This window comes from Rathayibacter sp. AY1C7, assembly GCF_002931865.1.
Classification (GTDB): Bacteria; Actinomycetota; Actinomycetes; order Actinomycetales; family Microbacteriaceae; genus Rathayibacter.
In genome coordinates this window covers 1-25,228 of record NZ_PSWB01000010.1, presented here as the reverse complement: position 1 = coordinate 25,228, position 25,228 = coordinate 1, and the positions used below count along the sequence as shown (strand labels likewise).

Sequence of the window (25,228 nt, the reverse complement as noted above, 5' to 3'; positions counted from 1 at the left end):
GTCCCCATCGGCGGGGGCGCCCGACAGGCACACCATACACACTGACCCCGGACGTCCTGCCCCCTCCCGAGGACACGGGGACCTCGGGAGGACGCTGGACACGGCCTCGGAGCCGCCTGCCCGGCCTGCCGACGACGGGGGTGACGCGCGGCGCCGATCGGCGCATGATGAGGCATGGCAACGACGCACACCACCACGACCTCCGCCTACACGGCCAAGCTCCTCGACGGACCGCTGGAGGGCAAGACCCTCCGCCGGGGATACGGCGACGATCAGGCCCCCGCCGCACGCCTCGAGATCCCCGGGGCGAGGGCGGGCTCCCGCTACATCTACCTCCTCGCCGGCGGCCTCGAGCACGACGAGGGCGCGGGCGCCCTGCCGACCGCCGCCGCGTACCGGTACCAGCGACTCTCCTCCGACTGACGCGCTCCCGCGGCGTCGTCCGGACCTCGGTCCGGACGACGCCCGCTGCTGCCTCCGCCCTCAGGGCGGCGGGCCGGCCCTCGACCGCGCCGTGAGGGAGAGCGGACCCGCGGCGACGGCCGCCTCCGTTCTCGCGACGCCCCCGTCGACGTCGCAGAGGACGAGCTCGGCGCCGTTCGCGCGGGCCACGGCGGCGGCACGTCCGCACGGATCCCCGGTCAGCAGGCCGGAGGCGACGTCGGCCGCTGCCAGGGACGAGGCGTCCGCGGCGGCGACCGCTCGCTGGTGCCCGACGACTCCTGCGCAGCCGGCGAGCACGGCGGCCGTCACCAGGATCGTGCCCGCGACGACTCCGATCGCCACGACCGCGGCCGATCCCTCCTCCCGGTCGCGGACAGCCCCGGGGAGCCGTCGGATCATCCGCCTCCGCCCAGCGCGCAGGACCGGACCGAGACCGGGAGCGACACCGCCGGGAGCGGGCGCAGCCGGGCCGCGACGTCGACGCAGACCAGTCCGTCCTGCTCCCCCGCCGTGAGCGACGCCCCCGCCACCCGGGCGAGCGGCGTGCGGGGGTCGTCGCCCCGGGCCGCGGACCGGGCCGCGTCGGCGGCCGCGTCGACGAGCCGGACGTACTGCGCCGAGGCCGCCACCGACCCCAGGCACAGCGCCAGTACCGCGACCACCGCCGGGAGCACGAGCGCGAGCTCGGCAGTGGCCGAGCCCTCCTCCTGGACGAGCCGCCCGCGCAGCAGCGGAAGGCCTCTCATCCCGCCGCGGTGAGCGCGCGGGTCACCAGGTCGGTCAGGATGCTCCGCACCTCGTCGCCCTTGAGGATGACCACCAGCAGCCCGGCGAAACCGACCGCGGCCATCGTCGCGATCGCGTACTCCGCCGTCGCCGACCCCTCCTCGTCGCCCAGAGCGCCGAGACCTCCCCACCCGGGTCGGCGCCACTCGACGCGCCCCGCGGAGACGTCGATGCCCGTTCCTCCGCCGGACGCCGCACCTCCGCCGCTCCTCGAGCCCCGGCTCGTTCCGGGCACACCACTTCCCGCATCCCTGCTCCTACCGAGTCCTCGACTCCGGGAGACTCCCCCGCCGCTGATCGCCGTGTCACTTCTCATCCGTCCTGCTCCGTTCCGCCCCGCTCCGCGCCCCTCCTCCGAGGATCGCGGACTCCCGATCCCACCGATCGACCCTCCGGCCGATCCGTGGAGACGCCTCCCGGTCCCGCCCCTGTGGAGGAGCGGTCGACCGCGTCACGCCGCCACCGAGAACGTCGAGAGCAGCACCGAGACGACCATCGGAGCCACTCCGAGCAGCAGGAACGCCGGCAGCACGCAGATCCCGAGCGGCAGCATCAGGGTCACGCCGAGCCGAGCGGCTCGCTCCCGCGCCCCGGAGGACGCCCGTGCCCGGACCAGAGCCGCCTCGCTCCGGAGCAGGCGTCCGGCCGGCACGCCCGCCGCCGCGGAGAGGGCGAGCACCGGGTCCGCGTCGGAGAACACGCGCTCGCCCGAGTCGAGCCCGCACTCGGCGAGCGCCGCCACGACCCGGGCGCGCGACGACTCGATCGAGCCGCCACCGGCCAGCGCCACCGAGAGGAGGTCGAGCGCGAGCCCGGGCGCCGGATCGGCCGGGGCCGCGCTTCGGACGAGGCGCCGCGTCCACGCGTGCGCGGCCGCCATCAACCCGGCTCCCCCGACCAGGCAGACCGCACCGGGCACCGTCCCGAGGAGCACGCCGACCACGTCGAAGCCCAGCAGTGCCCCCAGACCCAGCGCCGCCAGCGGCAGCGCGCTCACGACCCTCCCGGTGGCGGAGGGACCGGCCAGAGCCACCTCGATGTCCCGGCGGGCGCGCGCCAGCTCGCGCAGGGACTCCGCCAGCTCGCCGAGAGCGGCGGCGACCGGCGCGCCGGAGTCGGCGGCCACCCGCCACGCGGCGGCCAGCGCCGCCCACGCGGTCGCCTCACCGGTGTCCGGCGCTCGCCGTCGCGGCCGCTTCCGCTCCGAGCCGCTCCGCCGCGAAACCGGCGTCCCGCGCAGCAGCGCCTCCGTCACGTCGCCCCCGCGGCCGGCCTCCTCCGACACCGCCCGGAGCAGTCGCCGCCGCCGCGCGTCCCCGCTGTCCGCCCCTTCCGCCCCCGCGAGATGCCCGAGGGCCGACGCGGGAGCCACTCCCGCCGCGAGGAGGACGGCCAGTCGGTGCACGACGGCCGCGACCTCGTCCAGCCCGTCGCGGCCCGTCACGCGCTCGACCTCGAGGCGCTCGGGAGCGACCCGTCCTCGACCCTCAGGCGGCCGGCCGCGTCGAGCGCGAACGTCCCGGATGCCGCCAGCCGCCGCCGCCCGTCGCGGCGCTCGAGGTGGAGCACCAGGTCGATCGCGCTGACCGTCTGGCGGGCGATCGCCTCGGGCCCGAGTCCCGCGAGGACCCCGAGCGCCTCGAGACGCGCGGGCACGTCCTCGAGGGAGTTCGCGTGGAGGGTCCCCGCACCGCCGTCGTGCCCGGTGTTCAGCGCGGACAGCAGCTCGCGCAGCTCGACGCCGCGGCACTCGCCGAGGACCAGGCGGTCCGGACGCATCCGCAGCGCCTCCCGCACGAGCCGGTCCAGGCCCACGGCACCGGCGCCCTCGAGGTTGGGCTGCCGAGCCTCGAGCGAGACGACGTGCGGGTGCGCCGGCCGGAGCTCGCCGACGTCCTCGATGGCGACGATCCGCTCGGTCGGCGCCGCGCACCCGAGCAGGGCACCGAGCAGGGTGGTCTTGCCTGATCCACCGGCTCCCGTGATCAGCAGGTTCCACCGCTCGCGGACCGCCCGGCGCAGAAGCCGCACTCCGTCGTCGTCCAGCATCCCGGCCGCCTGCAGCTCCCCGAGCGTCCAGGAGTCCGACCGCGGCACCCGCACCGACACGAGCGCTCCCCCGGTCGCCACCGGCGGCAGCACGACGTGCACGCGGACCCCGTGGCGGAGCCTGACGTCCACGCACGGGCTCGCCTCGTCGACGTGCCGTCCACCGGCCGCGACCAGCGCGACGGCCAGCCGCCGTGCTCCGGCAGCGTCGAGCGTCCACTCCGGAACCCGCTCCGCACCACCGCCCCGGTCGATCCAGAGGCCCGCGCCGCCGTTCACGAAGAGGTCGGTCACCGCGGGATCCGCGGCGTGCGGCGCGAGCAGCCCGAGACCGGCGGCGGCGGGCCGCACCGGCAGCGGGTCGCGGCGGTGCTCGGCGGGGACGAGGGGGACGAAGTCGCGGGTCATCCCGGCACGCTAGGAGCCCGTTCCGCGCGCCGGGGCGCTCCCTGCCCGATCGGAGGAGAGACGCCCGCGTCGGCGCCTGTGGAGGAACGACCCGGGCCGGACGCGAGCGCAGGGGCGGCCCGGGGCTCTCGGCAGGGAGCCGCTCCGAGGAGGGGCCCCACGGCGCAGAGAAGCCCAGTCGACGAGGAGACGTCCCGGCGACGCGGAAACGCCCCCGCGAGCAGGGCTCGAGCGGGGGCGTCCGTCCGCCGGATCAGGCGGGAAGAAGGGGGCGGCACCCATTGGGGGGAACAGGTGCCGCCTCGGCGGCGCTGGATTGGGGGGAATCACTTGCGCCGCTGGGCCGAAGTTCATTCGGCCGTATGCAACTGTAGGGGACGGATCGCGATTCGCCAAGCCCGGATCCTGTTCTCTGCGGACTCTTATCCGACACCCGCCCCGCACTCAGCTTGCGGCGCTCGGCGATCCCCGCTGGAGGCGGGCGCTACGGTGGTGCGACGCCGACCGCGCGGGCCGGCGAACGTCTCACTCGCGAAGGAGCGAATCGCAGATGTCCACTCCCCCCGACGCCCCGGCCGCCGACCGGAACGCCATCGACAACCTCCTCCACGAGACCCGCCGGTTCCCGCCGCCGGCCGATCTCGCCGCCGGAGCGGTCGCGACCGCCGCGCTCTACGACGAGGCCGCGGCCGACCGCCTCGCCTTCTGGGCCGACCGGAGCCGCGAGCTCCTGCACTGGCACCGACCGTTCACGCGCACCCTCGACTGGAGCGAGCCCCCGTTCGCGAAGTGGTTCGACGACGGCGAGCTGAACGTGGCCTACAACTGCCTCGACCGCCACGTCCTGGCCGGCCACGGCGACCGCGTCGCCCTGCACTGGGAGGGCGAGCCCGGCGACTCCCGCTCGATCACCTACGCCGAGCTCACCGCCGAGGTGAAGCGCGCCGCGAACCTGCTCACGAGCCTCGGCGTCCGCGCCGGCGACCGCGTCGCGATCTACCTGCCCATGATCCCGGAGGCGGTCATCGCGATGCTGGCCGTCGCCCGGCTGGGGGCGGTCCACTCCGTCGTCTTCGGCGGCTTCAGCGCCGAGAGCCTGCGCGCGCGCATCGACGACGCGGAGGCGACACTCGTCATCACCGCCGACGGCGGCTGGCGCAAGGGCGCCGTCTCGCCCCTGAAGCCGGCGGTCGACGCCGCGCTCGCCCTCGGCGGCGAGTCCAGCGTCCAGCACGTCCTGGTCGTGCGCCGCGGAGGCAACGAGGTCGCCTGGCACGAGGGGCGCGACCTCTGGTGGCACGAGGAGATCGTGGCGGTCGACGCCGACCACGTCGCCAAGCCGTTCCCCGCCGAGCAGCCCCTCTTCATCCTCTACACCAGCGGCACGACCGGGAAGCCCAAGGGCATCCTGCACACCAGCGGCGGGTACCTCACCCAGGTCGCCTTCACGCACCGCGCGGTCTTCGACCTGCACCCCGAGTCGGACGTCTACTGGTCGACCGCGGACGTGGGCTGGATCACCGGGCACAGCTACGTCGTCTACGGCCCGCTCGCCAACGGCGCCACCCAGGTGATGTACGAGGGCACTCCGGACAGCCCGCATCCCGGCCGCTGGTGGGAGATCGTCGAGAAGCACGGCGTGACGATCCTCTACGCGGCGCCCACGGCGATCCGCTCCTTCATGAAGCTCGGCCGGCAGATCCCGCAGCGCTTCGACCTCTCGAGCCTGCGCCTGCTCGGATCGGTCGGCGAGCCGATCAACCCGGAGGCGTGGGTCTGGTACCGCGACGTCATCGGCGGCGGCCGCACCCCCATCGTCGACACGTGGTGGCAGACCGAGACCGGCGCGATGATGGTGTCCCCCCTGCCCGGGGTGACGACTCTCAAGCCCGGGTCCGCGCAGGTAGCTCTGCCGGGGATCTCGATCGACGTGGTCGACGACTCCGGGACGCCGGTCGGCGCCGACGAGGGCGGACTGCTCGTGATCACCGAGCCCTGGCCGGCGATGCTGCGCGGCATCTGGGGCGACCCGGAGCGCTACGTCGAGACCTACTGGTCGAAGTTCGGCGACCGCTACTTCGCGGGCGACGGGGCGCGTCGTGATCAGGACGGCGACCTCTGGCTCCTGGGGCGCGTGGACGACGTGATGAACGTCTCCGGCCACCGCCTCTCGACGGCCGAGATCGAGTCGGCCCTCGTCTCGCACCCGGTCGTCGCCGAGGCGGCCGTCGTGGGAGCCGCGGACGAGACCACCGGCCAGGCCGTGGTCGCGTTCGTGATCGCGAAGGCGAGCCAGGCCGAGGCGCTGGCCCACGGACACGACGAGCTCGAGGCCACCCTGAAGGCGCACGTCGCCGAGCACATCGGCGCGATCGCCCGCCCGAAGCGGATCTTCGTGGTGCAGGAGCTGCCCAAGACCCGCTCGGGGAAGATCATGCGCCGGCTGCTGCGCGACGTGGCGGAGGGACGTGCCGTGGGCGACACGACGACGCTCGCGGACACGCAGGTGATGGCGGTGATCTCCTCCGCGATCGCCGCGGACTGACCGGGCGCCGCCCCCTCCCGCCGTGTGGGCCGGAGGGGGCGGTGCGTCAGTCGAAGGCGACGATCAGCTCGACCTCGACGGGAGCGCCGAGGGGCAGCTCCGCCACCCCGACGGCCGAGCGCGCGTGACGGCCGGGCTCGCCGAACACGTCGCCGAGCAGCTCCGAGGCGCCGTTGATCACGCCGGGCTGCCCGGTGAAGCCGGAGGCGGACGCGACGAAGCCGGTGAGCTTCACGATCCGCGTCACCCGGTCGAGCGATCCGATCGCGTCGGCGACGGCCGCGAGCGCGTTGAGGGCGCAGGTGCGGGCCAGCTCCTTCGCCTGCTCGGGCGACACCTCGTCGCCGACCTTGCCGACCAGCGGCAGAGCGCCGTCGACGAAGGGGATCTGCCCCGCCGTGTAGACGAGGCCGCCGTGCACGACGGCGGGGACGTAGGCGCCGGCGGGGACCGCGACCGCGGGCAGCTCCACGCCGAGCTCCGCGAGGCGCTCGGCGATCACGCGCCGGCCTCGGCGACGGGGCGCTTGAGGTACGCGACGAGGCCGCCCTCGGGACCGGTCACGATCTGGACCAGCTCCCAGCCCTCGGATCCCCAGGTGTTCAGGATCGCCGTGGTGTTGTGGATCATCAGCGGGGTGGTGATGTACTCCCAGCGCGGGACGGACATGGCTCTCCTCGGGTGCGGCCGGTGCGGGACGACTGCTGAGCGCCGCGCGTCGGCGGGATGAGCGCCGCGGCTCGTCCGAGCGCGGCGACTACGCTGATTCTATGTCGGGGCAGGGCGGGACCAGAGTCGTGAAGACTATCGGGGGCGCCGTCGGCGGTCTGATCGGCATCGTCGCCATGAGCGTCGTCGCGGGAGTCCTGGTGGCCGCCTCGGTGACGCCGGCGATTGCGCTGAGCGGCATGGCCGCCGGCAACACGGTGGAGATGTTCGACAACCTCCCCGAGTACCTCGAGATCGGCACGCTCGCCGAGAAGAGCGACGTGTACGCGAAGGACTCCTCCGGCGGCGACGTGCTGCTCGCCTCCTTCTACGCCCAGAACCGCGTCGAGGTGGGCTGGGACGAGATCTCGCCGTTCGTGAAGGACGCCGTGGTCGCCTCCGAGGACCCCCGCTTCTACGAGCACGGCGGCATCGATCTGCTCGGCACCGTCCGCGCGGCCGCGACGACGGCCATGGGCGGGGACGTCCAGGGCGGCTCCTCCATCACGCAGCAGTACGTCAAGAACGTGCTCGTGCAGAAGGCGGAGGCGCTCAGCGATCCGATCGAGCGCGACGCGGCCTACCGCGAGGCCACGGAGACCACTCCGGAGCGCAAGGTCGCCGAGATGCGGCTCGCCATCGGGCTCGAGAAGGAGTATCCGAAGAACGACATCCTGCTGGGCTACCTCAACATCGCCCTGTTCGGCGGCACCGTCTACGGCGTCGAGGCGGCCGCCCGCTACTACTTCGGAGTGAGCGCGAAGGACCTCTCGCTCGCGCAGTCCGCCGCGCTCGTCGCGATCGTGAACAACCCCGAGAAGTTCCGCTTCGACCGGCCCGGCGACCCGGCGAACCCCGCCGCGGAGGGCTACCCGCAGACCCGGGACCGGCGCGACTACATCGTCACCCGCATGGACCTCGAGTCGAAGGTGACGTCCGAGCAGGCGCAGGCGGCCGTCGCCGAGCCCGTGACGCCGAACATCACCGAGCCGAGCACCGGCTGCCAGACGGCCGGAGTCGCGGCCTTCTTCTGCGACTACGTCACCTGGGTCATCAAGAACGACGACGCGTTCGGTGCGAGCCAGGACGAGCGCGACGCCACCTTCAAGCGCGGCGGCTACCGGATCTACACGACCCTCGACTCCGACCTGCAGCAGGCCGCCGTCTCGGCCACCGACGACTGGGTGCCCAAGTCGATGGCGAACGTGAACATCGGCAGCGCGAGCGTCTCGGTCGAGGTCGGCACCGGCCGCATCCTCGCGATGACCCAGAACAAGGACTACTCCAACGATCCGGACCTGACGGGCCCCAACTACACGAGCGTCAACTACAACACCGACTTCGGGTACGGCGGCTCCTCGGGATTCCAGGTCGGCTCGACCTACAAGGTGTTCACCCTCGCGGAGTGGCTGCAGGAGGGGCACTCGCTCGGCGAGAGCGTCGACGGCACCCGCCGCGCCTACACGACCTTCCGTGACAGCTGCGAGCCCGACGGCGTCTACTACGGCGAGTCCTGGAACCCCGGGAACGACGAGGGCGGCAACGGAGGAGTGACCACGGCCCTGCAGGCCACGACCGGCTCGATCAACACCTCGTTCGCCGCCATGGCCCAGCAGCTGGACCTCTGCGGCATCCGCAACACGGCGCTGGCGATGGGCGTGCACCGTGCCGACGGGACCGAGCTGCAGAAGCTCGCGCCGACCATCCTCGGCACCAACGAGATCGCTCCGCTCACGATGGCCACGGCCTTCGCCGGCTTCGCGAACAAGGGCACCGTCTGCACGCCCATCGCGATCGACCGGATCGTCGACCGCACGGGCGCGGACGTCGCGCCGCCCGCCTCCGAGTGCAGCCAGGGGATGTCCGAGGAGGTTGCCGCGACCGCCGGCTACGCCCTGCAGCAAGTGGTGACGGGCGGCACCGGCGCCCCCTCCAACCCCCGCACCGGGGTGCCGCACATCGGCAAGACCGGCACCACGGACGACGCGCTGCACACGTGGATGGTCGGCGCGAGCACCGAGGTCGCCACCGCCACCTGGGTCGGCAACGTGACCGGCTTCACCTCCATGCGCGGATTCAGTCTCAACCGGGTGAACGCCGGTCAGGTGCGCCACCAGATCTGGCCGCGCATCATGCGCGTCGCCGACGCGAAGTACGGCGGGACGGCGTTCCCGGCTCCGGTCCGCTCGCTCGTCGACGCTCCGCAGGAGGCCGTGCCCCAGGTCACCGGCCAGAGCCCCTCTGCGGCGGCCGCACGCCTGCGCTCCGTCGGCTTCACGGTCCGCGTCGACACTTCTCCGGTCCCCTCCGACCGCCCGGCAGGGACGGTCGCGCAGACGAACCCGCCCGCCGGGTCGCGCGTCTCCCGGGGCGCGGAGATCACCCTGCAGATCAGCGCCGGACCGGGCGCCCCGCCCCGCGCGGGCTGAGCCCCCGCACCCCCGGCTGCTCCCGAGGGAGCGTCCGGCAGAATGAACGCGGCCGCGCTCGCGGCCGACGTGCGAGAGAAGGACCCATGACCGGACGCACCCGTCGCCCCCTCACCACCGCCCTCGCGACCGTCGCCGCGGCCGGAGCCGTCGCCGCGGCCTGGGGCATCGGCGTCGAGCGGACGCTGTTCACCGTCCGGCGCACGTCGTTCCCGGTGCTGCCCGCCGGTTCCGAGCCGATCCGCGTCCTGCACGTGTCGGACCTGCACATGGCCCCGTGGCAGAGCAAGAAGCAGGAGTGGATCCGCTCGCTCCTCGCCCTGGCGCCCGACGTCGTGGTCGACACCGGCGACAACCTCGGCCACCGCGACGGCGTGCTCGGCATCCGCCGGGCTCTGGAGCCCTTCGCCGGGATCCCCGGCGCTTTCGTCAACGGATCCAACGACTACTTCGGCCCTCGGATCAAGAACCCGCTCCGCTACTTCGTCGGCCCCTCCAAGAACCCCAAGCAGCACGAGGCCGATCTCGACACCGACGGGCTGACCGGCTTCTTCTCGGACGGGCTCGGCTGGGTGGACCTCAACAACCGCGCCGAGAGCATCACGGTGAAGGGGACGCGCATCGAGTTCTTCGGCGTCGACGACCCGCACATCGGCCTCGACCGCATCGACCTCGTCGCCGGAGCCGTGGACGAGCTGCGCGGCGCGGAGGACGGACCGGCCGGGGTCAGCATCGGCGTGGCGCACGCGCCCTACCAGCGCATCCTCGACGACTTCGTCGCCCGCGGCGCCGAGGTGATCCTCGCCGGGCACACGCACGGCGGGCAGGTCTGCGTCCCGGGCTTCGGCGCCCTCGTCACCAACTGCGACATCCCGCGCGACAAGGTCGCCGGCTCGACGACGTGGGACAACGGACTGCGCAGCTCGTACCTCAACGTGTCCGCCGGAGTCGGCACCTCGATCTACGCACCGGTGCGCTTCGCCTGCCGGCCCGAGGTGACCCTCGTCACGCTCACTCCGGCGGCCTGACGAGGGGTGTCCGACGGCGGTCCGGAAATCGGCTACTATTGTCGAGGCTCGTGAGCGGTTCTCCGTGATGAGCACACCGGGGTGTGGCGCAGCTTGGTAGCGCGCCTCGTTCGGGACGAGGAGGTCGTGGGTTCGAATCCCGCTACCCCGACCGGTGAGAAGCCCGGCCAGGATCGATGATCCGGCCGGGCTTCGTCGTTCCCGGGGCGTTCTCGGAATTCTGCTGTGGCGGGGCTCGCCCGCAGGCGGATGCTCGCCCGGGCCGGAGCCTGGTCGACGACGGAGCCGGCGCGATCACCGCCCCGCGCTCTCCGGCTCGAGCACCCCTGTCGGCGTCCCGAGCGTCCTGCGCACGGGCGTGCCTCCAGCCCACTCCCCCGCGCCTCCCGGCCCGATCCCAGCAGCCGGGAGCGAGACTGTTCTTCCGCCGTCGTCGCCGCCCCCGCCCGACGACCGACGAGAGGAGCACCGTGACCCGGTCGCTCACCCGCCTCACCCTCGCCATCAGCGTGCCCTACGTGGTCGCGCTCGCAGCGATCGCCTTCTGGCCGACGCCCGTCGATGCGGGAGTGCGGGGGGATCTCGGCCGAGTGACCTCCTGGTTCGCCCGGCACGGCCTCCCGATGGTCGACTACGCGTTCATCGAGTCGATCGCCAACATCGCCCTGTTCGTGCCCCTGGGGCTGCTCCTGGCCCTCAACCTGCGGCTCCGGAGGGCGTGGGTCGCCGTCGCCGTCGGCGCCGTCGTGAGCTCGCTCATCGAGGCGGGCCAGCTGCTCTTCCTCTCGGCGCGCTTCGCCACCGTCGACGACGTCGTGATGAACACCTCCGGCGCCCTCCTCGGCGCTGTCGCCGGCGTACTGCTCCGGATGGTCGTCCGCGCACGACGACGCCGGAGGGCGGCGGAGTGGGACGACGCCTTCGCGCACATCCCCCTCCGCGGCACCTCCGGCGTCGTGGCGGATCAGCCGAGCCGCGTCCGCTGAGACGACGGCTCCGCCGCGTCAGCGGCCGAGGCCGCGGTACTCCCAGCCGGCCGCACGCCAGGCGGCGGGGTCGAGGCAGTTGCGACCGTCGACGAGGAAGGTGTTGGCCACCTTCGCCGCCGTGGCCGCGGGGTCGAGGGCGCGGAACTGCTTCCACTCCGTCACGACGACCACGGCGTCGGCACCGGCCAGCGCCTCGTCGACGTCGGTCGTGTAGGTGATCTCGGGGTAGCGGCGGCGCGAGTTCTCGATCGCCTCGGGGTCGGTCGCGACCACGGTCGCACCGAGGTCGTGCAGGCGAGCGGCGACGTCGAGCGACGGCGAGTCGCGGATGTCGTCCGACTCCGGCTTGAACGCCAGACCGAGCACCGCGATGCGGCGGCCCTCGACGGAGCCGCCCAGGCCCTCGGTGACGAGGTCGACGACGCGCTGACGGCGACGCAGGTTGATCGCGTCGACCTCTTTGAGGAAGGCGACGGACTCGCCGACGCCGAGCTCGTCGGCGCGGGCCGAGAAGGCGCGGATGTCCTTCGGGAGGCAGCCGCCTCCGAAGCCGATGCCCGCGTTCAGGAAGCGGCGGCCGATCCGCACGTCGTAGCCGATCGCGTCGGCGAGCTGCGTGACGTCCGCGCCGGTGACCTCCGCGATCTCGGCGATCGCGTTGATGAACGAGATCTTGGTCGCGAGGAAGGCGTTGGCCGAGACCTTCACCAGCTCGGCGGTGGCGTAGTCGGTGACCACGAGCGGGGTCTCGGCCGCGAGCGCCGTCGCGTAGACCTCGTCGAGGGTCGCCTTCGCCGCTGCTCCGGCCTCGCCTGCGGGCACGCCGTAGACGAGGCGGTCGGGGCTGATCGTGTCCTTCACGGCGAAGCCCTCGCGGAGGAACTCGGGGTTCCAGGCGAGGGTCGCACCGGAGGAGGCGATGCGGTCGGCCAGGCGGGCAGCGGTGCCGACGGGGACGGTCGACTTGCCGACGACGAGGGAGTCCGCCTCGAGGTAGGGCAGGAGACCGTCGATCGCCGAGTCGACGTAGGTCATGTCCGCGGCGTTCTCGCCCGGCTTCTGCGGGGTGCCGACGGCGACGAAGTGCACGGCCGCACCGGCGGCGTCGGCCATGTCGGTCGAGAAGCGCAGGCGCCCGGAGGCGACGCCGGAGGACAGCAGCTCCGGGAGGCCGGGCTCGAAGAACGGCGCGGTGCCGGCGGCCAGGGCGTCGATCTTCTTCTGGTCGACGTCGATGCCGATGACGTCGTGGCCGAGCTCGGCCATGGCGGCAGCGTGGACGGCACCGAGGTAGCCGCAGCCGATGACAGAAAGCTTCACAGGGGTTCTCCGAATCGTGGCGGGTTCGTGTCGCGGTCGCGACGGTGAGGAGGAGCGATGCGATGCGGCGACGCGTCAGCGCGCCCGCGGACGCGCGACTACCGCCGCGCCAATGCTCTCAGATCACGGGAGACGTCGGCGACAGCCGCCGCGATCTGCGCCGCCACGCGCTCGTGCACGGCCTCGCTGCGGCCGATCGGGTCCTCGATGTCGTCGCCGCCCTCGCCCCGCGGGGCGCGCCCGCGGTGGGCGGCGGCGAGCCGCACGACGGCGCGGAGCCGCGCGGCGGGGTCCTCGACCGTCGGCAGCGGCACCTCCCGCAGCACGAACGGCAGCACGCGGGCGAACTCGAGCAGCGTGAAGCCGCGGAGGAGGAGCGACGGAAAGCGCCGGGAGGCGTCGACCAGGTGGTCGCGCGTCATCGTGAGCAGGAGGTCGGCGTCGCCGACGATCGCGTCGCCGAGCACCGCGCTCGTGTGCGCGGCCGGGTCTCCCCCGTGCTGAGCCGAGAAGCGGGCCGAGACCGGGTCCATCGGCAGTCCGTCGCGCGTCCTCACTCCGGCGCTCGTGAACGCGAAGAGCGGACCTCCCGCGGGTGATGTCGCGTCGGCGAGTGCGGCGCGCAGCAGCTGCTCCGCCATCGGCGACCGGCAGATGTTGCCGGTGCAGACCGAGAGCACGGTGAAGACGGGGGCGGCGGAGGCGGCGACCGGTTCGTCCGGTCGCCAGCTCCGGCGGGGGGGGCGGGCGGAGTCGTCTCCCGGGAAGATCATCGCGGGGCGCTCAGGCCGAGGTCGACGCGGGCTCGGGCTCGACGGCCGTGTCCGGGCGGGCACCCGATCGCTCGGAGCCGTAGTAGCTCGTGTAGTAGTAGCCGTAGCCCCGGCCGACCTGGCCGCGCGCGGGCACGCGGTTGAGGATCACGCCGAGGGTGTGGCCGCTGACCCGCTCGAGGTTCTGGATCGCCTTGCCCAGCTCGTCGGTCGTCGTCCTGCCCGCGGAGATGACCACGAGCGCGCCGTCGGTGCGGGCGGTGAGGATGGCGCCGTCCGTGACGGGCAGGAGCGGCGGCGCATCGACGATCACGATGGCCTCGCGGGCGATCTCGTGCAGGAGGATGTCCATGCCGTTGGAGCCGAGCAGCTCGGACGGGTTCGGCGGGATCGACCCGGCTCCGAGCACCCAGAGGTTGCCGGACGGGCCCCACGGCTGCAGGACGTCCTGCAGCTCCGCCTTGCCGATCAGCAGGTCGGTCAGGCCGACGCCGGGCACGAGGCCGAACGACTTGGCGACCGTCGGCTTGCGGAGGTCGCCGTCGACGACGACGGTGCGCTGGCCGGAGGCGGCGAGCGTCACCGCGAGGTTCGCGGTCACCGTCGACTTGCCGTCCGAGGGCAGCGGGCTCGTCACGACGATGATGCGCGGCGGGCTGTCGATGTTCATGAACTGCAGGTTCGTGCGGAGCTCGCGCAGCGCCTCGGCGAGTGCGTGCTTGCCGTCGGCCTTGATGTAGTCGGTCGTGTCGGCCTCGGGGACGATGCGGTTGGTCTCGCTGAGGCGCTTGTCGACGGGGAGGGTGCCGACCACGGGGAGGTCGAACAGGCGCTCGACCATCTCGGCGGTGCGGATGCGCCGGTCCAGAGTGTTGCGGACGAACGCGTAGACGAGACCGAGGACGAGGCCCGCGAGCGCGCCGACCGCGAGGACGAGGCGCAGGTTCGGGAACGCCGGCGAGGACGGGAGCGCCGCGGTCTGCAGGACGGTGAGGGAGACCGTGTCGCCGACGCCCGTCTCCTGGTTGACCTGCTGCACCTTGGTGGCGATGGCCGCGACCCAGGCATCGGCGAGCTTCTGCGCGCCCTCGGGGGTGGAGGCGGTGGCGCTGACCTTCATCACTGGGGCGACCGTGTCGGCCTGCACCGCGATCGCCGAGATCAGCGTGGCGGGCGAGACGTCGAGGCCGAGGCTGTCGATCGCGATCTGCGCCACGTCGCGCGAGGTGGCGATCGGGACGTACGTGGCGAGGCTCGACTTGGCGACGGACTGCGCGATCTGCTGCGTGTAGATCGCCTGGCTGTCGTCGGCACCGGTGGTGGCGACGGAGACGAGGCCCTGCGAGTCGGCGACGTACCGCGGCTTCTGCGTCAGCGACCAGCCGAAGGCGACGAGAGTGCCGAGGAGGATCGCCGCGACGATCGGGATCCAGTGGTCGCGCAGGAGCCGGAGGACGTCTCGAAGTTCCACAGAGTCAGATTTCCTTCGCTGGTACGGATCACGCGGCGGGCGCCGGAGACGGGTTCTTCCGAATTCTGACACAGCGCTTCCGCGCCCTCGGCGCCAGGCGCGTCAACCGTGCCACCCGTCGGGGGTGGGCTCCGGCGGAGTCCCTCTCGTGATCACTCCGAGGCCCTCGAGCTCGACGACCGCCGACTCGACGACCGCCTCCGCATCGACGCCGGCGGGCGGCGGGCCCGCCTCCTCGAGCACCGCGGCGACGAGACCGGGCAGATCGGAGCCCCGGCCGGCTTGGCGCCAGATCGTCGGGCCGATGCCGGACAGGCGCACGAGGGTGCCGCCGCAGAACACGAGCAGCTGGCCGTCGGCGAGCTCCACAGCGTCGTCCGCAGGGGTGCGCAGGACGGTGCCGGGCAGGGCCTCGCCCACAGGGTCGAGCTGCACGGAGACCACCTCGGACCAGGCGGACGGGGCCTCGGCGCCGAGGGACGCGAAGACCTCCTCGACCAGGTGCACCACGCTCGCGGCCTCGGAGTAGACCAGTCGCCGGACGCCGCCCAGCGCCGAGAGGGTGCGGACGAGATCGGCGATCGGCCGCGGGCGGGCCGAGAGGTAGGAGGTCTGCGGCACCAGGTCCTCGATCGCGTCGACCGGGTCGACGTGCTCGAGGAAGGGCGTCCCGACGCCGTCGCGGCGCTCGAGCAGGAGGACTCCCGCCAGCCGCAGGGGCGCCTCCGGGACCGGTCGGAGGGCGAGCGACCCGGGGGCCAGCTGCGCCTTCGGCGCCGATCCGGTCAGCGGCTTCACCGACAGCGGCTTGGGATAGGGCAGGACGCGCCCCTCCGGGGTCACGCCGACCGTCTCGTCGGTGACGTAGCCGAAGCGGGACCCGAGCGTCCGCGCGATGGTGGTCTTGCCGGTCCCGGAGGCGGCGACGAAGGCCAGCACGCGGCCGGACTCGTCGGAGATCCCGCAGGCGTGGAGCATCAGCAGGTCGGCGCGCCGGGCGCCGATCGCCTCGAGGGTCAGGGTCGAGGTCAGGGACTCCTCGAGCTGCGCGAGCGTGGCGCTCGAGACCCGGGGCGAGCCGTCGAGCGGGACGGAGGGATCGTGCCCCACCTCGGCGAGGACGTCGCGTGCTCCCGCGTCGGGCTCGGACGCGCAGGCGGCCCAGCTGTCGGCGATCCGCGCCGCGTCCTCGTCGCCGACGCCGCGTCCGAAGACCACGCGGAACGGGGTCTCGAGGACCGAGACGGACAGGGTGCGGGGCTCGGCGCCCCTCCCCCCGGCGATCAGTAAGCCCCGTCGCGGGCGAGGACGGCGCGCGCGGTCTTGAAGAGGATGACGATGTCGCCGGTCATCGACCAGTTCTCGACGTAGTACAGGTCGAGGCGGACGGTGTCCTCCCACGAGAGGTTCGAGCGTCCGCTGACCTGCCAGAGCCCGGTGATGCCCGGCTTCATCAGGAAGCGGCGGTGCACGTGCTCCTCGTACTGCTCGACCTCGCGGGCCAGCGGCGGGCGGGGGCCGATCAGGGACATGTCGCCGCGGAAGACGTTCAGGAACTGGGGCAGCTCGTCGAGGCTGAAGCGCCGGAGGATCGCACCCACCCGGGTGACGCGCGGGTCCTTCGCCATCTTGAAGAGGATCGAGTTCCCCTCCGCACGCTGCTGCGACGCGAGTGCCGCCAGTCGCGCCTCCGCGTCGACGACCATCGAGCGGAACTTCAGCATCTCGAAGGTCGCGCCGTTCAGGCCTATGCGCTCCTGCCGGAAGAGCACGGGCCCGGGGCTGGTGACCTTGACCAGCACGGCGACGACGACGAGCACCGGCGCGCTGAGGATGATCAGCATGGTCGACGCCAGGATGTCGAAGAGGCGCTTGGCGAACCGCTGGCGGCCGTCGAAGCGCGGGGTCTCGACGTGGATCAGCGGAAGGCCCGCGACGGGGCGGGTGTGGATGCGCGGACCGCCGATGTCGGTGAGGCTCGGCGCCACGACGAGGTGCTCGCGCCCGGGCTCGAGCGTCCAGCTCAGCTCGCGGATCCGCTGCGGCGCCAGCTCGTCGGAGCTCGTGACGACCACCGTGTCGGCACCGGTGGCGTCCATCACGGCGCGGACGCCGTCGATCCCGGTGAACCCGTGGACCGCGAGGCCCGAGAGCTCCTGCTCGCTCCGCAGCGCGTCCGCACCGCCGACCGAGGTCGAGACGGCGCCGACGAGCTTGTAGCCGGCCTCGGTGCCGCGGCGCAGCTCGCGCGCGGTGTGCAGGACGCTCGCGCGGGAGCCGAGGAGCACGACCTGACTCGAGAAGCGGCCCGCCCGGCGCTGCCGGGTGAGCCAGGAGCGCCAGACCAGGCGGCCGACGCAGATCAGCACGATCCCGGCGGGGAACGCCGTGATGATGTAGCCGCGCGCAAGCAGGATCTGGAGCAGGTAGGCGATGATCGCGACGATGCCGAAGAGCCAGATGGAGGCGTCGACGACGCGGCGGTACTCGACGTAGCCGGTGCCGACGATCCGGCGGTCGCGCGTGTCGAAGACCTGGAGGGCGAGGAGCCAGCCGACCGACAGGGCGACGGACACCCAGGTGTAGCTGACCGCGATGTCGGCGGGGTTCTTGAACCCCAGATCCGAGTTCAGGTTCAGGTCGAACCAGAAGAGCTGCGTGCCGAAGACGGAGAGGACGATCGCGACGACGTCCGTGATGAGCAGCCGTCGCCGGTAGTCCTGCTCCCACGACGGCCGACGCCTCAGCGGTGCCCCTTGCGCCGTCATCGTTTCCCCCGACCTTTCCTGCTGCTTCGAAAGGCGTAATTCCGTTTCCGGTGTTGTCACGTCGTCAGGCTACCCACTTCCTCGTTTCGGAGGGGTGTCGCACCGGTGAGGAACGCTCGACCGGTCATCCGCGGAGCCGGCCGCGGCTCTCCTGGAGGTAGCACGCGCCGCACAGCGACTCGTAGGTGACCGCCGTTCCGTCGATCGCGACCTGATCGCCGTCGAAGACGAAGCGGCCGTCCACGACGCGCCCGTTGAAGATCGCTTTGCGCCCGCACCGGCAGATCGTCTTCAGCTCCTCGAGGCTGTGGGCGATCTCCAGGAGTCGCCTGCTGCCCGGGAACGCGGCGGTGCGGAAGTCCGTGCGGATGCCGTACGCCAGGACGGGCACGTTCTCGAGGATGGCGATCCGGAGCAGATCGTCGACGTGCGACTCCGGCAGGAACTGCGCCTCGTCGACGAGCAGAGCACTCACGTCGCGCTTCGACTCGGCCAGCACGCGGGCCCGGGCGGCGGTGAAGACGGCCACCGGGTCCCCGTCGGGCTCGAACAGGATGTCCACCGGACGGGTCACGCCGAGCCGCGACACGATCAGCTCCTCGCCCTTCGTGTCGACGGCCGGCTTGGCCAGCAGCACCCGGTGCCCGCGCTCCTCGTAGTTGTGCGCGGCCTGCAGGAGCGACGTGCTCTTCCCGCTGTTCATCGCTCCGTAGCGGAAGTACAGCTTGGCCATCAGGTCTCCTCGGGGCGGGTCCGGGGGCGGGGCCCCCGGGGTGAGCAGGGGCCGGTCACGGGAGGAACCCGTCCTCGCCGGCGCGGCGGATCAGATCGGCCCGGCGGCCCGCGGGCCTGCCGACGGCGACGTACTTGCGGCGCACGCGCTGCAGGTAGGTCTTCGCGGTCTCGAACTGCACGTTCATCTTGGCGGCGACCTCGGGGGTGCTCGATCCGGACGCGTAGAGACGCAGCGCCTCCAGCTCGCCGGCGCTGAGCCGTGGGCGCTGCTGCGCCGCGACTCCGGACGGCAGGGGCCGCCACTGCGCGGACGAGACGTCGGCCGAGCGCATCTCGAGAGCGGCGCGGGTCTGCTCCATCACCTCGGCGAGCGGGCGCGACTTCGCCAGGTGCCGCACGGCTCCGGCCTTCAGGGCGCGCTCGCGGACCTCGTCGTCCTCGCTCGCGGAGAGCGCCACGACCGCGGCTCCCGCCGCCCGGCAGGTCCGGATCCGCGCCTCGATCGAGATCGGCTCGCGCAGCTCGGCGTCCATCACGACCACCTGGGTGGGGAAGACATCGCTCGTCACCAGGTCGTGCCAGGTGGAGGCGGCCACGACGACCTCGAAGTCCGGGGCGTGGGTGCGGATCCACGCGCTCGTCGCCGCGAGCAGGTCCTCGCGCGGGTCGAGCAGGCCGAGCCGGACCGCACGGGGTGCCGCGTCGCGGGCGCTCCGGGCGGAGGAGCCCGAGGGCTCACCGGAGCGGGTGACCATGCGGACGATCCTAGCCGCGGCCGGGCCCGCCCCCGGCTCAGAACAGCGTCGGCTGTCCTACGCCCGGCAGGATCGCGGCGCGCTCCGGCCCGAGCTCCCCGACCAGCAGCCCGTCGTGCTGGAGGGAGCGCCGCTCGCCGCCGAGGGTCCGCAGCGTTCCGAGCGAACCGAGGGCGGAGGACTTGACGGAGCCGGTGGCCGGGTCCTCCTCGCCGCGCTCGAGCCCGTGCGCGCGCATCAGCGGGCGGATGCGCGCCGAGAGCCAGCGCCGGTACTCGAGAGGCGCGTAGGCGTCGCGGCCCGGGTAGAGCGCTCGGTACTTGTCGACCAGCTCGGGGTGCTCCTGCCCGAGCCACTGCAGGAACCACTCCTTCACCCCGGGCTTGAGGTAGAGGGTCGAGTACATGATCGTGCTGGCGCCCGCCTCGCGGCAGGCCCGGAGCGACTCGTCGAGGTGCGCCCGTGTGTCGGTGAGGAACGGCAGGATCGGCATCAGGAACACCGAGCAGTCGAAGCCGGCCTCCCGTGCCGCGGTGACCGTCGCCAGCCTGGCCGCCGCGGTCGGCGCACCCGGCTCGACGGAGCGCTGGAGGCCCTCGTCGTAGACGGCGATCGAGACTCCGAGGTCGACCGGGACGTGCTCTGCGGCCTCGCGGAGCAGCGGCAGGTCTCGCCGCAGCAGCGAGCCCTTCGTGAGGATCGAGATCGGGGTGCCCGAGGCGGCGAGCGCGGCGATGATGCCCGGCATCAGCCGGTAGCGGCCCTCGGCGCGCTGGTACGGATCGGTGTTGGTGCCGAGTGCCACGGGGTGCCGCTCCCAGCTCGGCTTGGCGAGCTCCCGGGTGAGGACCTCGGCGACGTTCACCTTCACGACGATCTGCGAGTCGAAGTCGCGGCCGCCGTCGAACTCGAGGTACTCGTGCGTGGGCCGGGCGAAGCAGTAGGTGCAGGCGTGGGTGCAGCCGCGCATCGGGTTGATGCTCCAGCCGAACGGCATCTTCGAGGAGGTGTGCACGCGGTTGAGCGCCGACTTCGCGAGCACCTCGTAGAAGGTGATGCCCTCGAACTCCGGCGTGCGCACCGTCCGCACCAGGTCGGTGAGCTTGACGAGGCCGGGCAGGGCGGCCTCGTCGGCCGTGCCGATCGACTGCCCGCTCCACCTCATGGAGCCATTAGAACATACGTTCGAACGGATCGCAGCCGATCAGACCGAGGCGGACAGCTCCAGCGTCTCGGCGGTCGCGGTGACCGTCTGCTCGGCTTTCTCGGGCGCGTCGTTGAGGGTCGAGCCGTAGCTCGGCACCAGCGCGCGGATCCGCGGCTCCCAGGCCTTCATCCGGTCGGGGAAGCACTTCTGCACGATGTCGAGCATGATCGGCACGGCGGTCGAGGCTCCGGGCGAGGCGCCGAGCAGGCCGGCGATCGTGCCGTCCCCTCCGGTGATGACCTCGGTGCCGAACTGCAGCACGCCGCCCTTCTTCTCGTCCTTCTTCATCACCTGGACGCGCTGGCCGGCGGTGATCAGGTACCAGTCCTCGTCGCGGGCGGTGGGCAGGAACTCGCGCAGGGCCTTCATCTTCTTGCCACGGCCGGCGAGCACCTCACCGATCAGGTATTTCATCAGGTCGAGGTTGTCGCGGGCGACCGCGAGCATCGGGCCGATGTTGTGCGGCCGGATCGACAGGGGCAGGTCGAGCCACGAGCCCCGCTTCAGGAACTTGGGCGTGAAGCCCGCGTAGGGGCCGAAGAGGAGGGATGACTCGCCGTCGACGACGCGCGCATCGAGGTGCGGCACCGACATCGGGGGCGCGCCGACCGCGGCCTTGCCGTAGACCTTCGCCTTGTGCCGGGCGACCAGCTCGGGGTTGTCGGTGCGGAGGAACTGGCCCGAGATCGGGAAGCCTCCGAAGCCCTTGATCTCGGGGATGCCCGACTTCTGCAGGAGGTGCAGCGCACCGCCGCCGGCGCCGACGAAGACGAAGCGGGCGGTCACCGACTGGGGCGTGCCTCCGACGACCTGCTTGAGGTCGAGGCGCCAGGTGCCGTCCTTCTGCCGGGTGATGTCGGTGACCTCGCGGCCGGTGTCGAGCGTGCCGCCGTGGGCGACGACGTGGTCGAACAGCTGGTGGGTCAGCGAGCCGAAGTCGACGTCGGTGCCGGCCGGCATGCGCGTCGCCGCGTAGGGGCCGCCGCCGGCGGGACGCTGCTCCATCAGCAGGGGCGCCCACTCGTGGATGGTCTTGACGCTCTCGGTGAACTCGATGCCGGCGAACAGCGGCTGGTCCTTGAGGGCCTCGTAGCGCTTCCGGAGGTACTCGACGTTGGCCTCGCCGTGCACGAAGGTCATGTGCGGCGCCGGGTTGATGAAGCTGGAGGGCTCGCGGATGTCGCCGGACTCCACCAGGCTCGACCAGAACTGGCGCGAGATCTGGAACTGCTCGTTGATCTGGATCGCCTTGGCCGGGTCGACGGAGCCGTCGGCCGCCTCGGGCATGTAGTTCAGCTCGCAGAGGGCCGCGTGACCGGTGCCCGCGTTGTTCCACGGGTTCGACGACTCCTGCGCCACGTCGCCGAGGCGCTCGTAGGCGGCGATCGTCCAGTCGGGCTGCAGCTGGGTGATGAGGGCGCCGAGCGTGGCGCTCATGATGCCCCCACCGATGAGGGCGACGTCGACCGGTTCCGAGGAGTTCACGAGAGTCGAGTTTACGCTCGCCCGAGCACGCCGCGGCGGGGAGGGGCCCCGCTCCCCCATCAAATTCGCGGCTTTTCCACCCGGAAGGGGCCGGAGCGCTCGGCGCCGGCCCCGTCCACGCCGGTCAGGACACGGGCTGCTTCGCCGCGATGAGCTCGGCGATCTGCACGGCGTTCAGGGCCGCGCCCTTGCGGAGGTTGTCGTTGCTGATGAAGAGCGCGAGGCCGCGTCCCTCCGGAGCACCCTCGTCGGCGCGGATGCGGCCGACGAAGCTCGGGTCCTTGCCCGCGGCCTCCAGCGGAGTCGGCACCTCGCGCAGCACGACGCCGGGCGCGTCGGCCAGCAGCTCGCGAGCACGCTCGGGGCTGAGGGCGGAGGCGAACTCTGCGTTGACGGAGAGCGAGTGGCCGGTGAACACGGGGACGCGCACGCAGGTGCCCGAGACCAGCAGCTCCGGGAGCTCGAGGATGCGGCGGCTCTCGTTGCGGAGCTTCTTCTCCTCGTCTGTCTCGTTCGAGCCGTCCTCGACCAGGCTCCCCGCGAAGGGGATGACGTCGAAGGCGATCGGGGCGACGTACTTGTCCGGCGCGGGGAAGTCGACCGCCGAGCCGTCGTGCACCAGGTCGAGCAGGTGCTCGTCGGCGACGGCGGCGCGGACCTGGCCGGCCAGCTCGTTCGCTCCGGCCAGTCCGCTGCCGGACACGGCCTGGTAGGTGCTGACGATCAGGCGCGTGAGCCCCGCCTCGCGGTCGAGGACCTTGAGGATCGGCATCGCGGCCATCGTGGTGCAGTTGGGGTTGGCGATGATGCCCTTGACCGCCTGGTCGATGGCGTGGGGGTTCACCTCGCTGACGACCAGCGGGACCTCGGGGTCCATCCGCCAGGCGCTGGAGTTGTCGATCACGGTGACGCCGGCCGCGGCGAAGCGGGGCGCCTGCGCGCGCGATCCCGTGGCTCCGGCCGAGAACAGGGCGATGTCGAGCCCCGTCGGATCGGCGGTCTCCACGTCCTCGACCACGACGTCCCCGCCGCGGAACGGCAGCGTCGTGCCCGCCGAGCGGGCGGTGGCGAAGAAGCGGATGGACGCGATCGGGAAGTCGCGCTCCTCGAGGAGGCGGCGCATCACCTTCCCGACCTGGCCGGTCGCGCCGACGACGCCCACGTGGAGGGGGGTGCTGCTCATGCTGTGCTCTTTCGTCCGTGCGGCGCGCGGGCCGCTCGTGGCGGGGGGATCGAGGGAGAGGGTACCGGTCGCTCCGGCCGCTCGGGAGGAACGGCCGGATCGCGAGGGTGTCCGGCCGTCAGCGGCCGGTGCCGGCGTAGACGACGGCCTCGTCCTCGGCGTCGAGCCCGAAGGCGGTGTGCACGACGCGCAGGGCCTCGTTCACGGTGTCGGCGCGGGTGACGACCGAGATGCGGATCTCGCTCGTGGAGATCATCTCGATGTTGATCCCGGCCTCGTAGAGGGAGCGGAACAGCTTCGCGGACACGCCGGCGTTGGTGCGCATCCCGGCGCCCACGAGCGCGAGCTTGGCGATCTGGTCGTCGTACTGCAGGGACTCGAAGCCGACCTCGTCCTTCTCGGCGTTGAGAGCCATGAGGACCGTCTGGCCGTCGGCCTTGGGCAGGGTGAACGAGATGTCGGTGCGGGCGGTGGCCGCAGCCGACACGTTCTGCACGATCATGTCGATGTTGGAGCCGGTCTTGGCCACGATCGTGAAGATCTGCGCGGCCTTGCCCGGGATGTCGGGGACTCCGACGACAGTGATCTTCGCCTCGTTCAGGTCGGCGGCGACTCCGGCGATGATGGGCTCTTCCACGGCTTGTCCGTTCTGCTCGGCGCCGGCGGTCTCGGCGTTGTAGACGATGGTGCCCTCGTTGGGGCTGAAGGAGGAGCGCACGTGGAGCGTGACTCCGTGGCGGCGGGCGAACTCGACGGCGCGGATGTGCAGCACCTTCGCGCCCGCGGCGGCCAGCTCGAGCATCTCCTCGCTGGTGATGCGGTCGAGCTTGCGGGCCTTCTTGACGACCCGCGGGTCGGCGGTGAAGACGCCGTCGACGTCCGTGTAGATCTCGCAGGTGTCGGCGCCGAGTCCCGCGGCGAGCGCGACGGCGGTGGTGTCCGAGCCGCCGCGGCCGAGGGTGGTGATGTCCTTCGTGTCGCGGTTGAAGCCCTGGAAGCCCGCGACGATGACGACGGCGTTCTCGTCGAGCGCCTCGCGGAGGCGGACCGGGGTGATGTCGACGATGCGGGCGGCGCCGTGCTGCGCGTCCGTGATCATGCCGGCCTGGCTGCCGGTGAAGGAGCGGGCCTCGAAGCCCATGCTCTTGATCGCCATCGCCAGCAGCGCCATCGAGATGCGCTCGCCCGAGGAGAGCAGCATGTCGAGCTCGCGGGGGGCGGGGATGGGAGTGACCTGGTGGGCGAGCTCGAGCAGGTCGTCGGTGGTGTCGCCCATGGCCGAGACGGCGACGACCACGTCGTTGCCCGCCTGCTTGGTGGCGACGATCCGCTTCGCGACCCGCTTGATGCTCTCCGCGTCGGCGACGGAGGACCCGCCGAACTTCTGGACGATCAGGCTCACGTGCTGCTCCCGTGTCGGTGGCTGGACCGCCGTCGCGACCCGACGGGCGAGTCTACCGGTCGACTTCATGCCGGAGCGGTCATGCGACTCCGGCGGCCGCGTCAGTTCTCGACGAGCCGGCGGCCCTCGAAGGCGCGGCCGAGGGTGATCTCGTCGGCGTACTCGAGGTCTCCGCCGACGGGCAGCCCGGAGGCCAGACGGGTGATGCGGATGCCGAGGGTGCTGAGCATGCGCGAGAGATAGGTCGCCGTCGCCTCGCCCTCGAGGTTCGGGTCGGTCGCGATGATGACCTCCTGCACCTCGCCGTCCGCGAGCCGCTGCAGCAGCTGGCGGATGCGGAGCTGATCCGGGCCGATGCCGTCGATCGGGCTGATCGCGCCGCCGAGCACGTGGTAGAGCCCGCGGAACTCGCGGGTGCGCTCGATCGCCGGGACGTCCTTCGCCTCCTCCACGACGCAGATGACGGCGCGGCTGCGGCGCGGATCGCGGCAGATCCCGCAGGTCGCCTCCTCCGCCACGTTCCCGCAGATGTCGCAGAAGTGCACACGGCCGCGCAGCTCGAGCAGGATCTCGGCGAGCCGGGTGACGTCGAACGTCTCGGTCTGCAGGATGTGGAACGCGATGCGCTGGGCGGACTTCGGGCCGATGCCGGGGAGCCGGCCGAGCTCGTCGATCAGCTCCTGGACGATGCCTTCGTACATGCGGTCGCCTCCTCTCGGGTGGGGCGGACGGGGGTGGCGGTG

The 25,228-nt window shown here is 72.4% G+C and carries 24 protein-coding genes and 1 tRNA gene; 6 read left to right on the top strand and 19 right to left on the bottom strand.

Annotated elements, in window-relative coordinates; translation table 11 throughout:
* Positions 1-174: 174 nt before the first annotated feature.
* Positions 175-423 carry a hypothetical protein gene (locus tag C5C69_RS07195; protein WP_104222197.1) on the top strand — a complete coding sequence of 83 codons (249 nt, stop codon included), beginning with the start codon at positions 175-177 and terminating at the stop codon, positions 421-423.
* A 60-nt stretch (positions 424-483) separates the two neighbouring features.
* On the opposite strand, the gene C5C69_RS07190 is transcribed toward C5C69_RS07195, so the two are convergent.
* From C5C69_RS07190 to C5C69_RS07170, 5 genes are all read right to left on the bottom strand, one after another.
* Complete coding sequence (locus C5C69_RS07190; RefSeq protein ID WP_104233732.1) at positions 484-843, bottom strand: Rv3654c family TadE-like protein; 360 nt, start codon at positions 841-843, stop codon at positions 484-486.
* Positions 840-1,190, bottom strand: coding sequence for a TadE family type IV pilus minor pilin (locus C5C69_RS07185; RefSeq protein WP_104233733.1), 351 nt, complete (start codon positions 1,188-1,190; stop codon positions 840-842). The genes C5C69_RS07190 and C5C69_RS07185 overlap by 4 nt, the downstream gene beginning before the upstream one ends.
* Complete coding sequence (locus C5C69_RS17460; RefSeq protein ID WP_258068897.1) at positions 1,187-1,342, bottom strand: DUF4244 domain-containing protein; 156 nt, start codon at positions 1,340-1,342, stop codon at positions 1,187-1,189. Before C5C69_RS17460 ends, C5C69_RS07185 begins: the two co-directional genes overlap by 4 nt.
* Before the next feature lie 339 nt (positions 1,343-1,681).
* On the bottom strand, positions 1,682-2,674 hold the full coding sequence (locus C5C69_RS07175) for a type II secretion system F family protein (protein WP_104233735.1): 993 nt from the start codon (positions 2,672-2,674) through the stop codon (positions 1,682-1,684).
* Positions 2,671-3,687 (bottom strand): TadA family conjugal transfer-associated ATPase, encoded by a 1,017-nt coding sequence (locus tag C5C69_RS07170; RefSeq protein ID WP_104233736.1) that lies wholly within the window; start codon positions 3,685-3,687, stop codon positions 2,671-2,673. Before C5C69_RS07170 ends, C5C69_RS07175 begins: the two co-directional genes overlap by 4 nt.
* Before the next feature lie 550 nt (positions 3,688-4,237).
* Between C5C69_RS07170 and acs the strand changes: the two genes are divergently transcribed.
* Positions 4,238-6,232: an acetate--CoA ligase gene (acs, locus tag C5C69_RS07165; protein ID WP_104233737.1), complete on the top strand. Its 1,995-nt coding sequence runs from the start codon at positions 4,238-4,240 to the stop codon at positions 6,230-6,232.
* A gap of 46 nt (positions 6,233-6,278) precedes the next feature.
* Here the strand turns inward: acs and C5C69_RS07160 are convergent, their stop codons facing one another.
* Both C5C69_RS07160 and C5C69_RS16935 read right to left on the bottom strand, forming a co-directional pair.
* Positions 6,279-6,734, bottom strand: a complete 456-nt coding sequence (locus C5C69_RS07160; RefSeq protein ID WP_219812178.1) for a RidA family protein — start codon at positions 6,732-6,734, stop codon at positions 6,279-6,281.
* Positions 6,731-6,901 (bottom strand): hypothetical protein, encoded by a 171-nt coding sequence (locus tag C5C69_RS16935; RefSeq protein ID WP_164861113.1) that lies wholly within the window; start codon positions 6,899-6,901, stop codon positions 6,731-6,733. The genes C5C69_RS07160 and C5C69_RS16935 overlap by 4 nt, the downstream gene beginning before the upstream one ends.
* 128 nt (positions 6,902-7,029) lie before the next feature.
* Here C5C69_RS16935 and C5C69_RS07155 point away from each other — a divergent pair, with 128 nt between their 5' ends.
* The 4 genes from C5C69_RS07155 (at position 7,030) to C5C69_RS17205 (ending at position 11,383) form a co-directional block, all read left to right on the top strand.
* Entirely contained in the window at positions 7,030-9,369 is a 2,340-nt protein-coding gene (locus tag C5C69_RS07155) for a transglycosylase domain-containing protein (protein ID WP_181067824.1), read from the top strand.
* Between the two features lie 86 nt (positions 9,370-9,455).
* Positions 9,456-10,397, top strand: a complete 942-nt coding sequence (locus tag C5C69_RS07150; protein ID WP_104233739.1) for a metallophosphoesterase — start codon at positions 9,456-9,458, stop codon at positions 10,395-10,397.
* 77 nt (positions 10,398-10,474) lie between these two features.
* Positions 10,475-10,548, top strand: a tRNA-Pro gene (locus tag C5C69_RS07145).
* A 319-nt stretch (positions 10,549-10,867) separates the two neighbouring features.
* Complete coding sequence (locus C5C69_RS17205) at positions 10,868-11,383, top strand: VanZ family protein (protein WP_258065113.1); 516 nt, start codon at positions 10,868-10,870, stop codon at positions 11,381-11,383.
* 18 nt (positions 11,384-11,401) lie between these two features.
* Here the strand turns inward: C5C69_RS17205 and C5C69_RS07135 are convergent, their stop codons facing one another.
* The 12 genes from C5C69_RS07135 to recR form a co-directional block, all read right to left on the bottom strand.
* A complete protein-coding gene (locus C5C69_RS07135) occupies positions 11,402-12,706 on the bottom strand; it encodes a UDP-glucose/GDP-mannose dehydrogenase family protein (protein ID WP_104222179.1) in 1,305 nt (434 codons plus the stop codon).
* 98 nt (positions 12,707-12,804) lie between these two features.
* On the bottom strand, positions 12,805-13,479 hold the full coding sequence (locus tag C5C69_RS07130; protein ID WP_104233741.1) for a low molecular weight phosphatase family protein: 675 nt from the start codon (positions 13,477-13,479) through the stop codon (positions 12,805-12,807).
* A gap of 10 nt (positions 13,480-13,489) precedes the next feature.
* Entirely contained in the window at positions 13,490-14,950 is a 1,461-nt protein-coding gene (locus C5C69_RS07125) for a polysaccharide biosynthesis tyrosine autokinase (RefSeq protein ID WP_159939611.1), read from the bottom strand.
* 102 nt (positions 14,951-15,052) lie between these two features.
* Positions 15,053-16,168 carry a hypothetical protein gene (locus C5C69_RS07120; RefSeq protein ID WP_104233743.1) on the bottom strand — a complete coding sequence of 372 codons (1,116 nt, stop codon included), beginning with the start codon at positions 16,166-16,168 and terminating at the stop codon, positions 15,053-15,055.
* 65 nt (positions 16,169-16,233) lie between these two features.
* Positions 16,234-17,718 carry a sugar transferase gene (locus tag C5C69_RS07115; protein WP_104222171.1) on the bottom strand — a complete coding sequence of 495 codons (1,485 nt, stop codon included), beginning with the start codon at positions 17,716-17,718 and terminating at the stop codon, positions 16,234-16,236.
* A 124-nt stretch (positions 17,719-17,842) separates the two neighbouring features.
* Positions 17,843-18,451: a thymidine kinase gene (locus tag C5C69_RS07110; protein WP_104227256.1), complete on the bottom strand. Its 609-nt coding sequence runs from the start codon at positions 18,449-18,451 to the stop codon at positions 17,843-17,845.
* Between the two features lie 55 nt (positions 18,452-18,506).
* A complete protein-coding gene (locus C5C69_RS07105) occupies positions 18,507-19,208 on the bottom strand; it encodes a LuxR C-terminal-related transcriptional regulator (RefSeq protein WP_104233744.1) in 702 nt (233 codons plus the stop codon).
* Between the two features lie 37 nt (positions 19,209-19,245).
* Positions 19,246-20,373, bottom strand: coding sequence for an Rv2578c family radical SAM protein (locus C5C69_RS07100; RefSeq protein WP_104233745.1), 1,128 nt, complete (start codon positions 20,371-20,373; stop codon positions 19,246-19,248).
* 39 nt (positions 20,374-20,412) lie between these two features.
* Positions 20,413-21,960, bottom strand: coding sequence for a malate:quinone oxidoreductase (locus C5C69_RS07095; RefSeq protein WP_104233746.1), 1,548 nt, complete (start codon positions 21,958-21,960; stop codon positions 20,413-20,415).
* A 64-nt stretch (positions 21,961-22,024) separates the two neighbouring features.
* Complete coding sequence (locus tag C5C69_RS07090) at positions 22,025-23,083, bottom strand: aspartate-semialdehyde dehydrogenase (RefSeq protein WP_104233747.1); 1,059 nt, start codon at positions 23,081-23,083, stop codon at positions 22,025-22,027.
* A gap of 118 nt (positions 23,084-23,201) precedes the next feature.
* A complete protein-coding gene (locus C5C69_RS07085; RefSeq protein WP_104222160.1) occupies positions 23,202-24,485 on the bottom strand; it encodes an aspartate kinase in 1,284 nt (427 codons plus the stop codon).
* Positions 24,486-24,586: 101 nt separating this feature from the next.
* On the bottom strand, positions 24,587-25,186 hold the full coding sequence (gene recR, locus C5C69_RS07080) for a recombination mediator RecR (RefSeq protein WP_104222157.1): 600 nt from the start codon (positions 25,184-25,186) through the stop codon (positions 24,587-24,589).
* Positions 25,187-25,228 lie beyond the last annotated feature (42 nt).